Annotated in this window: 16 protein-coding genes; 4 read left to right on the top strand and 12 right to left on the bottom strand. The window is 39.3% G+C overall.

The window, feature by feature from the left end:
- Positions 1 to 136 precede the first annotated feature (136 nt).
- From B1C82_RS19540 to B1C82_RS19570, 6 genes are all read right to left on the bottom strand, one after another.
- Positions 137 to 376 carry a hypothetical protein gene (locus B1C82_RS19540; protein ID WP_086449205.1) on the bottom strand — a complete coding sequence of 80 codons (240 nt, stop codon included), beginning with the start codon at positions 374 to 376 and terminating at the stop codon, positions 137 to 139.
- A gap of 93 nt (positions 377 to 469) precedes the next feature.
- Positions 470 to 850, bottom strand: a complete 381-nt coding sequence (locus B1C82_RS19545; protein ID WP_086449206.1) for a hypothetical protein — start codon at positions 848 to 850, stop codon at positions 470 to 472.
- A gap of 13 nt (positions 851 to 863) precedes the next feature.
- Positions 864 to 1,265, bottom strand: a complete 402-nt coding sequence (locus B1C82_RS19550; RefSeq protein ID WP_086449207.1) for a hypothetical protein — start codon at positions 1,263 to 1,265, stop codon at positions 864 to 866.
- Positions 1,266 to 1,366: 101 nt separating this feature from the next.
- A complete protein-coding gene (locus B1C82_RS19555; protein ID WP_086449208.1) occupies positions 1,367 to 1,894 on the bottom strand; it encodes a hypothetical protein in 528 nt (175 codons plus the stop codon).
- A gap of 417 nt (positions 1,895 to 2,311) precedes the next feature.
- Entirely contained in the window at positions 2,312 to 2,641 is a 330-nt protein-coding gene (locus B1C82_RS20960) for a DUF6984 family protein (protein ID WP_411550329.1), read from the bottom strand.
- A 147-nt stretch (positions 2,642 to 2,788) separates the two neighbouring features.
- A complete protein-coding gene (locus tag B1C82_RS19570; protein ID WP_086449210.1) occupies positions 2,789 to 4,414 on the bottom strand; it encodes a peptide chain release factor 3 in 1,626 nt (541 codons plus the stop codon).
- A gap of 292 nt (positions 4,415 to 4,706) precedes the next feature.
- Between B1C82_RS19570 and B1C82_RS19575 the strand changes: the two genes are divergently transcribed.
- The 3 genes from B1C82_RS19575 to B1C82_RS19585 all read left to right on the top strand — a co-directional run bounded on the left by B1C82_RS19575 (position 4,707) and on the right by B1C82_RS19585 (position 7,355).
- Positions 4,707 to 5,639 carry an ornithine carbamoyltransferase gene (locus B1C82_RS19575; RefSeq protein ID WP_086449211.1) on the top strand — a complete coding sequence of 311 codons (933 nt, stop codon included), beginning with the start codon at positions 4,707 to 4,709 and terminating at the stop codon, positions 5,637 to 5,639.
- Positions 5,640 to 5,741: 102 nt separating this feature from the next.
- Complete coding sequence (locus B1C82_RS19580) at positions 5,742 to 6,731, top strand: HpcH/HpaI aldolase/citrate lyase family protein (RefSeq protein ID WP_086449212.1); 990 nt, start codon at positions 5,742 to 5,744, stop codon at positions 6,729 to 6,731.
- Between the two features lie 135 nt (positions 6,732 to 6,866).
- On the top strand, positions 6,867 to 7,355 hold the full coding sequence (locus B1C82_RS19585; protein ID WP_086449213.1) for a hypothetical protein: 489 nt from the start codon (positions 6,867 to 6,869) through the stop codon (positions 7,353 to 7,355).
- Positions 7,356 to 7,412: 57 nt separating this feature from the next.
- Here the strand turns inward: B1C82_RS19585 and B1C82_RS19590 are convergent, their stop codons facing one another.
- Positions 7,413 to 7,856: an LIC11177 family protein gene (locus B1C82_RS19590; protein ID WP_086449214.1), complete on the bottom strand. Its 444-nt coding sequence runs from the start codon at positions 7,854 to 7,856 to the stop codon at positions 7,413 to 7,415.
- Between the two features lie 137 nt (positions 7,857 to 7,993).
- Positions 7,994 to 9,019, bottom strand: a complete 1,026-nt coding sequence (locus B1C82_RS19595) for a rhomboid family intramembrane serine protease (RefSeq protein ID WP_086449215.1) — start codon at positions 9,017 to 9,019, stop codon at positions 7,994 to 7,996.
- Between the two features lie 162 nt (positions 9,020 to 9,181).
- Between B1C82_RS19595 and mtnA the strand changes: the two genes are divergently transcribed.
- Positions 9,182 to 10,261 (top strand): S-methyl-5-thioribose-1-phosphate isomerase, encoded by a 1,080-nt coding sequence (mtnA, locus tag B1C82_RS19600; RefSeq protein ID WP_086449216.1) that lies wholly within the window; start codon positions 9,182 to 9,184, stop codon positions 10,259 to 10,261.
- Here mtnA and B1C82_RS19605 read toward each other — a convergent pair whose 3' ends face one another.
- The 4 genes from B1C82_RS19605 to B1C82_RS19625 all read right to left on the bottom strand — a co-directional run bounded on the left by B1C82_RS19605 (position 10,262) and on the right by B1C82_RS19625 (position 14,659).
- Entirely contained in the window at positions 10,262 to 11,752 is a 1,491-nt protein-coding gene (locus tag B1C82_RS19605; RefSeq protein ID WP_086449217.1) for a DUF342 domain-containing protein, read from the bottom strand.
- 254 nt (positions 11,753 to 12,006) lie between these two features.
- On the bottom strand, positions 12,007 to 13,032 hold the full coding sequence (locus tag B1C82_RS19615) for an alpha/beta hydrolase family protein (protein WP_086449218.1): 1,026 nt from the start codon (positions 13,030 to 13,032) through the stop codon (positions 12,007 to 12,009).
- A 23-nt stretch (positions 13,033 to 13,055) separates the two neighbouring features.
- On the bottom strand, positions 13,056 to 13,568 hold the full coding sequence (locus B1C82_RS19620; protein ID WP_086449219.1) for a chemotaxis protein CheX: 513 nt from the start codon (positions 13,566 to 13,568) through the stop codon (positions 13,056 to 13,058).
- Positions 13,559 to 14,659: a hypothetical protein gene (locus B1C82_RS19625; RefSeq protein WP_086449220.1), complete on the bottom strand. Its 1,101-nt coding sequence runs from the start codon at positions 14,657 to 14,659 to the stop codon at positions 13,559 to 13,561. Before B1C82_RS19625 ends, B1C82_RS19620 begins: the two co-directional genes overlap by 10 nt.
- Positions 14,660 to 14,678: the final 19 nt, after the last annotated feature.

Here is a 14,678-nt window from a genome sequence, read left to right on the forward strand (position 1 = left end):
CAAAGTATTCTAAAGATTATCTATAAATTTAATTTCCTGCGCAACATGAAGAACATGATACACAAAAACAATTATTCCAACTATCCTGGCTGGAATCGAATCTATACTTCGCTTTAATTTTACAATAAAGTAAAAATCAAAGAAGTTCCTTCTCCGCATTAAAAGTTAAAGCTGGGATGATATCTGAAGTTAAACCAAATGCAGCTGCTTGTCCAAGAAATGTAGAGACTACTTCATAATAAGCTAAAGCTCTTCCTTCATTAAACGATCTCTCTTCGTCAGAAGAATTTTCATCTTTTATTTCATTTTTCGCTATAATTGCCCGTTCAATTATTAGTATTAATACATCATTTAAGTAAGACTGTTCTAAATTCATTTTGCCATTCCCAATGTAATCGGAGAGCTCGAGTTGATTTGTGGCTTCCCTTTGCCAATACCTAACAGATCCTAATTTCGCTTACTAGCTTCCTTACTTCCCGGTGACACGAAGTAAAAATCTATACACCTCCCAGACATCTCGCAATCTCTCTCTCCTACCTAAAACTTTCAACTCAATTCGACTGCCATCTTTTCTTTCAATGCAAATAGATTCGGCGACTTCCTTTTGTTCTATAACCTTGAAATTTAAAATTTCACTATATTCGATATATTCAGATTTCTCTTCTGATTGAATAAAATACATTCCCAAATCAGTAAACAGGATTGAATCTTTGAAATAAGATAAGGAGTTTAAATAAATTCCTAAAATTTCATTCTGAGTGATTTTACGAAGACTTGAAGGGACTTCCGAATGAAAATCATTTAGTTTTTCTAAGATACGATATGATAGTTGTTGTATCCTATTTTTCATTGAATGGGTTAGATTAAAAATTTCTCTGATTTTCGCTTAATTCAGCAAGTTGATGAAGTAAAGTTGCTAATATTGAAAAGACAGGAAAAGGAAAGAGCATTCTTATTCTTTCTTCGTTTCTTAAAAATAACTCAATATCCATATCTTTGTTTTTAGCATCTGATCCAAGTTGAGTGATCTCTCTTAATGAAGCAAACTCTACTTTTGATATATCTTTGAAAAATATTTTTTGCCCGCCCCATTCTAATCCCCGGACTCCTAGATAAAATGTTTCTCCTCTATGCTTGTGATAATACAAACATATACCTAATTCATTTTCTCTATTTGAACAAATTTCGCCGTATCCGAATTTCACAAGACTTTGAACAGCTATTTCAATACGTTTCTGAATTGATTCATCTATTCGAGAATTCATCAACCTCTGCCTCCAAGAAAACTTAATGCAGTTATTGTAACTTCTTTCTTTGCAGAAATCAAAATTTCAAAAGTAGAGTTTATTGGCAAGATGCGTGGATCTCATAACAATGAGTAATTACCGGTTTTAATATTTATATAGATCGAATTTCGATGTTCCAAGTCGTCAATCCGATCAAAATCCCTTACATACTTCCAGAAAAAAGTATCCACGGAAATTTCACCTCTAAAAATCAAGTTAGCCAACTTACATTGAATATCATCTAAAGTATTGAATAGAATTTCAGTTTCCGAAATGGAATCTTTCATTTTTATTTCGAATATAGTATCCATGATTATCATTTTCAACTTATTAAGTTTAGCGGATATTACTAGTTCATCTTTTTCAAGACCCAAAGTACCCAACAATTCCTCAAGATTATCCCGCATAAGATTACCTTCATTGATTCTCATATCAATTTCATTTGGCAAATTTTCCGCCAATTCCCTTAGCTGGACAACTAATATTACAGCTTTTTGATAAGCCGGCTTTCCTGCTAAATATTGTTCGATATCCTCATGATAGCTAGTAAATCCCAAATGGCAATCTTGATGAGAATAACCACCAAGAAAATTCACTAGTTCATTCACATTCTATATTTTTATTCGGTAAATAAGTTATGAATTTCGTTCTTCGGAAAGTTTGTCCAAAAAATAAGTAATTTCCTGAATAAAAGTAATTTCTTCCTTTCTCAGACTTTCAAAATTCAATTCATGCAATCTATTCAACATAAAGTCTAATCCGGATCTAAGATTATCATTAACGTATACAAACAAGCTGGGTAAAAAAATATAAAAATGATTCATCAGTTAGCATTGCAGAATCAATTAAGAACATTTTACAAAGGTAATTATCCAGCTGTTCTAAGCCGAGCCATTTAAAATCGGATTCAATGGATATGGCTTCAAAATCGATTTCTTCAAATTTGCTATTTATTTCGTTTATCCCCATTGCCTCAATAGTTGCCCTGCTTTATTCAAGCAGTCTATCTACTTTTGAATTTTAAATTATTCGAAAAATTCGGGAATACACTTTAGCCCACTAAAGTCGACTTTCCAAAGATCAAGCTCGTACAAATCACCATATTGGTCTATATTTAATGAAACAGACACTTCGATTCCGTCTTTATCATGAAAGCTTATGCTCGCTATACATTTGCCAAATTGCCGCTCTTTATTATCGGTCCCAAAGACAAGGCTCCCCATCCCCCCGTCGGCCATTTCTTGAACATTCAATTTGTCTAAATCAAGACTTTTGTATGCGTCAATATTAGATTTAGTTAATAAAAATAAGAGCAATCGCCGTTCAGACGAAGTAATTTTTCTGAAACTTTCCATATACCAGGAGGTTTAACTTGGTCCAAAGAAAGTTTTTAAGTAAATTTAAATATCTCAAGTGAAATATCGTAATTAGTATAAAAAGGCCAAAAATCTCTCCGACTATATGGATCCGAGTAAGAAAACCTCTGTGCGAACCTTTACGGCTCAGTATTCCTGATTTAATTCAGAAACATCTTGTGTAGGATAATCCAGAAGTCTGATCTCAGGATTTTTCTTTTGGAAATATCCCTTCTCCCATTCTGAATCGAATAGAAGTGCAGCCCTTCCCAAACTATCGGTTACAAGATTAGAACCTTGCGGAACCTTTGCGATATCTTCTTCAGGCAACCAGCAAGATACTTGGTAGGGAAGAATATTGATATTCGTAGGTGCAGAATACTCGTCTTGGAGCCTTCTTCTAAACACCTCGAACTGCAGCTGACCCATCGCGCCTATCACAGGCAATCCACCGCCCACAGTCTGAGAAGTGAATAAGTGAAGAATCCCCTCTTCTGCTAATTGTTCTATTCCCTTTCTAAAACTTTTAAGCGCGCCTGTTTCCACGCAGGAAAGAGTAGCAAAAATTTCAGGAGCGAATACTGGAAGAGGTTTTAGATCAGGAACTTTACCGATGGCGAGAATGTCTCCGATAGAATAAGTGCCTGGATTCACAAGGCCAATGATGTCTCCGGGATAAGCCTCATCCACAGTATTTCTGTCCTGACCGAAAAATGCAAAAGAAGAAGAAAGTTTTACAGCCTTTCCTAATCTTCCATGATTCACGTTAAGTCCTCTTTCGAACTTACCTGAACATACTCTTAAGAATGCAATTCTATCTCTGTGAGCCTTGTTCATATTGGCTTGTACCTTGAATACGAATCCACTGAAAGGAGTAGTGATCGGATCTAAACGATCTCCATTCTTCAATGGAAAATACAATGGAGGAGGAGCGATCTTTAAAAAATGATCTAAGAATAATTGGATCCCGAAGTTGTTTACTGCAGATCCAAAAAACACTGGAGTGATCTTAGATTCTAAAAATTCATCTAAAGAGAATGCAGCGATCCCTTCTTCTACAAGTTCCACTTCTTCCCTAAATTGTTTTAGGACCCAATCCTCAAACATAGAATCTAAATTTGTATCTTCTATCCCTGAACTTTGGAAAGCGGATTTTTGAGAACCACCTGGAGTTTTATCATAAGTGTAGATTTTTTTATCAACACGATTATACACTCCGCTAAAATCCACTCCTGTTCCGATAGGCCATACCATCGGAATTGCAGTGATGCCCAAAACATTTTCGATTTCATCCAAGAGTTCGAACATCTTTTTAGTTGGGCGGTCCATCTTGTTTACGAATGTAACGATCGGGATCCCGCGGTCCCTACATACTTTAAATAATTTGATTGTTTGAGGTTCTACTCCCCTACCAGCATCTAACACCATAACTGCGGTGTCGGCTGCAATCAATGTGCGGTACGTATCTTCGGAGAAGTCTTCGTGACCTGGAGTATCTAATAAATTTAATACATGATTTTTATATTCGAATTGTAGTGCAGCAGAAGTGATCGAGATCCCCTTCTCTTTTTCCATCTCCATCCAGTCGGAAGTGGCGGCTTTGCGGTTTTTACGCGCCTTTACTGCACCCGCAAGTTGAATAGCACCCCCGTAAAGGAGAAGCTTTTCTGTCAGGGTAGTCTTTCCCGCATCCGGATGGGCTATGATTGCGAAGGTTCTCCTACGTTTGGTTTCCTCTTCTATTATATTCTGGCCGACAGCGTTTTCCGACACGGTTCCCCTCTCTAATAGGAAACGTTTTTGAAACGATGGCCCTTGTCAGCATGAAAACAGAGCTTTATTCTTCACGGATTCGTATTCCTTCGGTAAAACCTACGTAACCAAAAGGTCTTACTCTTCCAGCCGAATTCATTTCTTCTAAAGAATGGACCACGCTTTTTTCCCCGGAAAACACTTAGGGAGGGAGATTCATATCCCTCCCCTTTTTCCCTGCTTATCTCCCCGAGTTTTGAGATTGTCGAATCTACCAGCGCTGATTTTCTAGACTGTAATAGTTTAACGGTCTATGGAATCCCCTAAAATTAAACATCTCATCTCCTGGCAGGATTGGTCGGACGCTGAAGTCTTGGACCTTCTACAATTTGCCGTCCATGTGAAAAATCACAGGGCCAATTATCTGGGACATATGACCGGCAGGACTCTTGCTATGCTCTTCCAAAAGACTAGCACACGTACTAGAGTTTCGTTCGAAGTTGCAATGACTGAGATGGGAGGACATGCGATCTATTTGGATTGGATGACTTCTAACTTTCTTCTTTCTGATATCGATCTGGAAGCTGAATATCTTTCCAGAAACGTTTCCGTTATCATGGCTCGGATGAGAAAACATGAGGAACTTTTACAATTAAAATCAGGCTCTCAGGTTCCAGTCATCAATGGATGTTGTAATAAATTCCATCCTTGCCAATCATTAGCGGATATTCTTACCATAGTGATGGACAATCCGAAACCTTTGAAGGATCTGAAGCTTACGTATATAGGTGTACATAATAACGTAGTAAATTCTCTAATCGGGATAACTTCTGCTTTAGGAATGGAACTTACTCTTCTGACACCGATTGCAGAAACAGAAAACATTGATCCGGATACTGTGGAACGAGCTAAGAAGAAGGGCACAATCCAATGGGAGACTGATCTAATCCGTTCTGTAAAAAATGCGGACTATATTTATACTGATACCTGGGTGGACATGGAGTTCTTCAACGATCCTAGTTTCGCTGATAAGAAGAAGGAACGTATGAACCTAATGATGCCTTTCCAGATCAATGAGGCATTACTCAAAGAGACCAAAGCAAAGGTTATGCATGATATGCCTATTCACTCCGGATACGAAATCACTAGAGAAGTAGTCAGAAGTCCTAGATCCATCATCTTCCAACAGGCAGAGAACCGCTTGGATGCTCAAAAAGCAGTCATTCTACAACTCTTAGAAGCTTGAGGCTACCCGCCAAAAATCCGTTGCCGGGAAGGCCTTTCCTGAAAACCCTGTTCTAAGACAGCCGAGCTAGGCTAAAATCGCAAAAACTTAAAAGGTACTTGTATGTCCAAATTACCACATCCTAAGGATGCATTATTCGAAGGAGAAAAACCTTTCCCTATCATCCCGGCCTGCGAACATTTTGCCGGATCCGAAAAACTGATCACTAAAGCTCTAGAGTTACAAAACAAACTCGGCGGTCTTTTCGACATCACAATGGACTGTGAAGATGGTGCTCAAACCGGAAAAGAAAAAGAACACGCGGAAATGATCGTCCGTATTCAAAACTCCGAACTCAATAAACATAATATGAGCGGTGTTAGGATCCACGATTATACCAATTCTTTCTGGAAACAAGACGTAGATATTATTGTTCCAGGTGCAGGAAACAAGATCGCATACATCACTATTCCTAAACCTACTAAAGCTTCCCAAGTGGAAGAAATGATCACTTATATCCAAGGCGCTGCTAAGAAAGCAGGGATCACTAGAGAGATCCCAATCCACGTTTTGATCGAAACTCACGGAGCGCTTGCTGACGTAGACAAGATCGCTGCTCTCCCTTGGATGCAAGTAGTTGATTTCGGTCTAATGGACTTCATCTCAGGTCACCACGGAGCAATCCCAGCTTCTTGTATGAAAAGCCCAGGACAATTCGATCACGAATTATTAAGGAGAGCAAAAGCTTCTTGTGTAGCTGCTTCATTAGCTCATGGAGTAATCCCAGCGCATAACGTTACTCTTGACCTTAAAAACCAATACCAAACTTATAAAGATGCTAAAAGAGCTCATGATGAGTTCGGATTCCTTCGTATGTGGTCCATATATCCAACTCAAATCCAAGCGATCTTAGACGCAATGGCTCCAGACTATAGCGAAGTTCAAACTTCTGCTGCTATCCTTGTAAAAGCACAAGATGCAGAATGGGGACCGATCCAACATGACGGAGATCTTCATGACAGAGCAACTTACCGTTACTTCTGGGAAGTTCTTCAAAAAGCAAAACTTACTGGTATTGCAATTCCAGAAGAAGCAGCGAAAAGATTCTTCTAATCTTTTAACTAAACTTCCAAACAAAAAAGCCGCAGACATCTGCGGCTTTTTTGTTTATTAAAACGAGATAAAATATAAATTAAAACTGTCCGTTAGTCTCTTTCTCGGGGTATCTATTTTATAGGTCTATAGAAAATGCCTCAATTCATTCTCCTCATACTGATCCTATTTCATTTCCAATTTTGTTTATTAGAAAATGATGATCCTGGACGCAAAACAGTAGAAAGGACGGATAATCTTTATATATTATCCGAATACTTAAGAAATGAAAGTGTCTGCCAAGAACCCGGCTCAATACGTGGTATCAATCGTATTTGTTTCAGAGCAGGAGGTTCCAATATGATCTATAATTTGAATACTAGTGCCTATATTTCAGGAACGGTTTCAGCAAATACTCCACTCAAATGCAGATGTCCGGAAGATGGATCTGATTCAGTTTTTTCTTGGTACCTGTATATACCAACAAACGCAAATTCTCAAAAAGGATTAGAATTGGTCCCGAATTCTTATACTTCTATAACACCCGAAACCTTAGATAATTATTCTTCAGGAGAACAATTTGCCTGTATGCCTACCGGGTGTCCATCTACCCGGTATTATCAAGTTATAGACGCAGTCCCTTGATTATCTTGTTGGAATTCCAACTTACAGTTTCTACTTAGAGTAGTAGTTTTCTAAATCTTACTTATTAAACTTTTCGTTCAGTTTTCCGATCAGTTCAGACAAACTTCTTTCCAGATATTCCCAACCTTTCTTGTTCATTGGTTCCAAAGGCATTTTTTTCTGTAATTGTTTGAAACGATCGAATGATTCTCTAGCGTAATCTAAAAATCGTCTAGGAGTAATACCCAATCTGTCGAATTGGCTTTCATTACGATTGAATAGGTCGGCAACCTTATCCCCATACTCCCCTTCCAGAAAATAATATCTGAGATCAGAGAGGGATTCGTCTATGGCCTTAAAAATTTTTGAGCCTGGTCCGTCGTCTCTTCTTGGATCAGATTCGCCACCGACTTTATCTGATCCTAGTACCCGGGCTGCTTTTGCTTTTTCATTAAGGGCGATCTTTTGTAATTTCTCCCTCATAAGAACATCGGGAAGAACTGTTTTCTTTTTATCCGCCAATTTTACTGAGGTCCTCAAAGCCGATTGTCCGAATTTTCGAACGGAACCTATTCTATGGACGTATTCGATTTATGTCCAGAAATTTCCGCCCAATACTTGTTATAACAACATAGACGAAAAACTTCTCAAAAATTCTTTCAGAGTTCGGGGTGATCTTTCTTTAATTTTCTTAATTCGCAATTCTGAAGCCATTCACAGCGAAGACAAAACATATCCTCCGGGTTGTAGTCCGAGGGAGGACATAGATTTGTATTCTCCGCTTGTATGGGCGAAAGAATATTTTCCTTCTCCCATACATCTGAAATTCCATACAGTTGACTTAAGAGTTCTCTATTTTTCCGAACCTGCGTCTCAAAAGGATCTTCTAAATTTTTTTGGAGAACGACTACTCTTTCCTGGTTTTCTTTAGGCTTCTCCCATCTTCTTACAAAGATCGGAGTTTTTGTTTTTCCTCCGAATTTTTGTAAGCCAAGAAGACTCAATAGACCAAAGACTGCTCCACCTAAATGACCCGAGTTGCTCATCATCCCAAAAAAACTTTGGGACATGACTCCACTGGAGTGGAATTGCATAAGGTAATAAGCATCTACTGAAAATCCAACACCAATCAAAACCCAAGGAGCAAATTTTGCCCTCACAGGAGGGAATACAAATCTAGCTTCAGGGAACATTAGGCTGAATGCGGCAAGCACGCCAAACACTCCGCCACTAGCTCCAACTGTTGTAGAATGATAACTATCCCAAATTGAATTTTCAGGAACAAGTCCGGTCTTCCAGCCTATATAAGAAAAAGACAAAACGAAAAGTCCCCCACCTAGTTGGGAGAGAAGATATACACTTAAGAATTTCCAACCGCCAATATATCTGCAAAGCCAGAAACCGACTGTGAATAGTCCGAACATATTCATTCCGATATGAATGAGAGAAGAGAAAAAATCTCCCCCTACCACGTGTAGGAATCCGTAAGTGAATATCTGCCAGTACATTTTCTTTTCGATGACTAGGCTTGGGTTCAATCCGAAAAAATAAGTAATAATTCCTCGTCCGCCTTCCAACAACAGAAGTACCCAGACGAAAATATTGAAGAATAAGACCAGATTCAGCGGGTGAATCAGTGAGAATCCGAAAAGCTTCGGACCTGAGGTCGGATTTCTCTTTGCCATTATGTAAGGATTAAAGGTACTGGTATCCTAGTCAAGTAGGCAAAGCCGGGGCGGGATCTGCCCCGGTTCGTCCTCATCCGCCGGGGAGTCGGTGGATGATTTCAATCACAGTTTTATCATCGAAAAAACGAAAGGCCTGCTTTAGCCTCGGAGAGTAAAAAAATGAAAAAAGAGAACTTAAGGCCGATTTTTTGGGAGAAAGGAGGACTAAAACTTTTAGACCAAAGACAAATCCCAGGTAAAAAAGAATGGTTCACTGCTAAAAACTCCGAGGATACAATTTTCGCCATTAAAGAAATGGTGGTACGGGGCGCTCCAGCAATCGCCATCACCGGGTTATTCGGTGCAGTTTTAGAATTTAATAAATTTTCTAAAAAACCCGATTACCAAGAATTCCAATCCATACTTTCCAAAATTTTAGAATCCAGACCTACCGCAGTAAATCTTCGCAGGGCATTTGAAGAACTCTCTTCTATTTTTCCTAAAGAAAAATATGATAATGTGTCCTTGTCGGAACTCCAACAAAAGTCGGAAGAATTCGCGATCCATGTTTTCGAAGAAGATATTCGAAACAATTTAGCATTAGCAAAGAATGGAGTGGGACTTTTTCCTCCTTCTCCTTCTAAACTTAAAATTATTACCCATTGTAATACTGGAGCACTCGCAACCGCAGGTCACGGAACAGCATTAGGAGTCATCAGATCCCTGAAAGATGCCGGACATGATCTTACTGTATACGCAGATGAGACCCGTCCTTACCTGCAAGGCGCCAGACTAACTGCCTGGGAATTGATGGAAGAAGGGATCGAAAATTATCTGATCACAGACAGCATGGCCGGCTGGCTAATGTCCTCCCAAAAAATAGACGCAGTCATCGTGGGAGTAGACAGAGTAGCTGCTAACGGCGATTCTGCGAATAAGATTGGAACCTACCCTTTGGCAGTTTTAGCAAAACACCATGGTGTGCCTTTTTATATTGCTGCCACAGAAAAAAGTTTTGATTTCAAAATTACAGACGGTTCCCAGATCCCAATAGAGATGAGAACACAAGACGAGGTAACTCGTTTGAACTTTTTGAAAAATGAAAAAGGAGAAGCTATTCTTGCAGAAGGTGTGATTGCACCAGTAGGAGTAAAAGCACTCAATCCTTCCTTTGACGTTACTCCTGCAAGTCTAATCAAAGCATTTATCACGGAGAAAGGAATTGTTCCTCCGGATAAGATCAAAGATTTTTTCGGCTGATCACTTTTGAGGCTTAATAGCTACCATGGCAGCTTTATCCTGCCCTGGTTGGAAACGCATCATAAATGCAGACTGGAATTTTTCGACTTTCTCCACCTGTCTTCTGTACTTGATGATACTTCCCTTATAAGAGCCTTTGCGAACCACGAGCTGAACTTCTCCAGGATTAAATCTAGAAGACTTTAATGCTTCCAGTTTTTGTTTCACGAGTTCTATGAACTTATTCTGCTTATTGTATTCTTCGAAGACCTTACGATAACCTTCTTTTTTATCTTCAGGTATTTGGCCTCTGGATCTTTGGACCATCTGTTTGATTTGTTGAACCTTAGGAAGTACCTTTTCTATTTCCTTTTCTGCAACTTGGAGACGTTTAGTTAGATCTTGAAAACTTTTCTCGTTCCTAAAATGAAATCCGAGTTCCACAGTTACATCTAATTCTGCCTGAGAACCTAAAGTTGCACAGGTCAGACCCATATAAGTAGAAACGGTAGAAGATACCAAGTTTCCACTGGATCCATTTAAGATCACATTTCCTAAGGAATGGATCTTGGAGTTAAGAATAAAACCTTCTACAATGACATCTCCATCTACTTCTATCTCTGCGTTCTCAATGAACTTAGCATAAAGATGTCCGCCAATCTTGATCACATTCTTTCCATCACCTTTGATACCACCGCTGACCTCTAAGTCACGAGCGATGACCAAATCCGAAGTCTCCACATTCCCTTTTACCATCAAGTTCCCTTGGGTCTTGATAGAGGTAGCGGCTTCTACATCTCCTTTTACTAAAACGTTTCCATCGTAATTGATGTTTCCGGTTCCGAGCCCAACGTTGGAATCGATCTGCAATTCTTGAGAAACAGTGATGGAAGATTCGGTAGAGAAGATTGCACCATTGCAAGTAGCAAAATATTCAACCAAAGGTTTGTTCTCTTGGACTAAACCCTTCTCTTGTACATTCTTGCCAATAGTAAGTTTGGGTCTTCTGATTGGAGGAGGAGAGATCGGTTTTCCGAAAACATCCATACCAGGTTTGCCAGGGATCCCTTCGAATAGAGTTGCAAGCTTCTCGCCTGCTTTTACATAAATATACCTTTCAATATTTCTATAATCAGCGTGTCCGTCCTCGCCGATCTTGACCCTTTGAGCCTGGGGATGATAGAATTTCACCCAACCGTCCTCACCTTTGACTGGAGGGAAACCCTGGGCAACCACGAAAGAAATAGGAGAAAAATCCATCCGAGATGTGGATGATTGTAACTGTTTTAAAGCACCGTAGATATTATCCCCAATGATACGATCTTGGGAAATATCCTTATTATGAAGATATTCGATAACAATGCTAGTGGAAAGAGCCCTTCCCTTGATCATCCCAGGACGAATCGTTAGATCGGCGCCCAGATTATCCGAACTGATCTTAAGAGAGAATACACTCTCCCAGCTTGTCTCTTGATCTGATACACCCGAAGTTTGCTCTGTACTCACAACCATACTACCTAGCTAACAATTCAATAAGAAGTTTCCTCCGCCTTTTTTTATCACGGAAGAAATCCATTCTCGGAACCTTTTAAAAGATCCGAAAAAGATCGTATTTGAACCCCGCCGGTTATTCCTTTTCGCGTTTTTAACGATAGACCACTATAACCTTTTGCTCCGAATATACAAGAGTCCGGAGCCCAAAAAAAAGACACAAGGGGCCTATCTCTAAGGACGGAATATTTTCAGAAAATATAACGTAAACAATATTAGAGACCGGAATTTTTTAGAAAAAATCCCCAGAGTCCAGCAAGCTTCGGGATCTCACCTAATTGAGTATAAAACGGAAGATGGTCCCCATGAGTGATCAATTTAGACCTTAAGATCACTTTCCTCCCTCCTTTATCGTTCCCTAACGAATCAAATAATTGCGCTGATTCGTCCGGAGAGATCACTGGATCGTCCGATCCATGCAATAATGCAATAGGTGCCCTCCATTCAGCTAGAAAGTTCTTAGGAGAATTGTGTAAAATGAAGTTAGGCGGCAATACGGATAGAATAGGCTCTACTAAGCTCATTCTGAAGCCTGGATCGGATTGGACACAGTATACGAAATCCTTTTCCTTCTGGTTTAGCTTTTCCAGAAGTTTGGGGGACTTCTCATCTTCTCCCGTTCTTTTTAAGCCGTTGTCCAAGGCTGCCTCGAAATAGAATTCTTCTAATTTGGAAAGTTTAGGTCGGAGCTTTGAAATATAATTATAAAGTAAAACATGAACCGCATAAGGCTCTATATCGTAATTGGATAGAATGAATGGAAGCGTGTCAGCAAAGTCAGAATATGTTCCAACAAGTAGAGCAGATTTTAGATTCTTCTGCTCTTCCTTTCCAGACAAAGCCACCATTCCCATTCCTGCGGAGAAGCTTGCTGATAAGAAGGAGATTGCCTGGCCTTCTATCCTCACTATCTCTTGGAATAAAGCTCTAATATTCGGGACTGTGTCGACAGAGATCTCAAGACCTTTCACTTCTGAAAGTTCAGGAAGATATACAGTTGCACCCGTATTCTTAAGATGTTTCGCAAGAGTGAGAATTCTTGGATCATCAATCCCTCTATTACTCATCCCATGTTGTAAGTAAATCACAGGAGAATTTTTGGGTCCTGGAAAAATTTTGGTCCTGAAGGAAGGCTTCTTAGAAACCTTTAAATTTTCTTCTCTGATTTCGGAATCAGGAGAATCTATCATGTCTGCGTATTTGAGTAAGAATGGGAGTCCCTGGAAAGAGTGTTGAATCATGCTAAGGAAGCCTTTTTTCTATATTAGTATTTTTGCATCAGAAGAATGAGATAGATCCTACCCAAATATTCTTTGGCATCCTCGTCTTTTAAAAAATATATCAAAATGTACTGTCTTAAATTTTCCAGATCGATCGGGACCAATTTATTGTTCAGATTTTCAGGAGGAAGAATATCTATTTGGAATCTTCCCAATTTCATTTCGGAGATGAGTTCAGCGCAAATCTGGTTGGCAAATTCTAACATGATAGAAGCAGCATGACTACGGATCGTAGGATCAATATGAAAGGACCTGGCGATTTTGGGGAGAAGTTTGAGTTTAGTATAACCATCCATTGCAAGAAAAAGCCTCCCCTTTGCTTCTCCTTGAAAATCCACCGCAGTACAATTCTCGTAACATAGACCTTCATTTTTAGAAGGACCAAATGCTTCTCTTACAGCTTGAACTCCCAAGTTTTTTTCCAAAAACTCAGGGAAGATCTGAGAAATTGTAAGTATGAATTTTTCATCCAATAAAGGATCTATGTTCAAAGACATACTAAACGATTCGGTCCCTCTTCTTTAGAAGAATGTAATGCTTTTTTGGCTCTCGGTTCCCATTCAGAATCGTTTTTTCTGACTCGAATAGAAGCACCGATATTGAGCCTGGTCTTATCTGGACCTAAAAATTCCATAAGTCCTGAAAGTGAGTTTTGGAATTTTATCCAATCTTCCGCATTAAAGAAAGTAGCTAAACGATTCTTTCGGATACGATAGATGGAAGAATTTTCTCCAAATCTGGACTTCCACCAATTCCCAAAACTTTTGAAATCGGAGACCAAATCACCGTCTGACTCGAATTCCATAAAAACCAGGATTTTGGTATCTTCTCCCTCATATTTTTCCCTTTCCAAATGTTGGGAAAATATCGGGTAGGAATTCCAGCCAGTCTCTCCATCCTGAGATTCTCCAGCAAGAACAAGCCCTTCTACAAGTTTATCCAATCTCAAAGAAATTTCATCAAGGGAGAATTCAGAAGGCGAAGAAGAAGTTTGTCTGACTTCTCCCAGAGAAAATGAATCCCATTCCAGTTTCCAAATGATTGCTCCCTCTTTAGGTTCAGATGACCTTTTTCTTTCGGATGGAAATATTGAAATACTTCCAGTCTTACTAGCTACAGTTTGTAGATCTCCTTTCGAATCGTGGAGCAATATTTCCCAGTATTCTTCGCCTGTTTGGATAGAATCTAAGAATGATTTTACTGCTTCGTAGGTTTTTCCGCGAACAGGAAAGAAGAAGGATTGAAAGGGAGCTTTTGTCTCCTTAGGAACTTCTTCCGTATAAGCAAAACTTTGTTCTCGGGAGATGGTAGGAACACCTTCCTCTAAATGACTCTTTTCGGAGACAACTTCCTTATGGACTTCGGGAACTTCTTCCGTTGAAACTGATTGGAAGAATGGAACTTCGACTTCTGATCCCTTCTCTTCTCTTTTATCCATTGTAGTATGAACTACATAACCAAAAAGGGAAAGAAGGCAGAATGAGATCCCACCTAAGGCCAATACTTCCCCATCTATCCAGGTGGAAAGAGAAGCGGAAGCGATTGGAAAAACTTCTGAAATTGGAAAAAAATCGGGGAAAAATTGCATTTTGTAAACTTCAGTTCCG

It is taken from the genome of Leptospira venezuelensis (assembly GCF_002150035.1).
GTDB lineage: Bacteria > Spirochaetota > Leptospiria > Leptospirales > Leptospiraceae > Leptospira_B > Leptospira_B venezuelensis.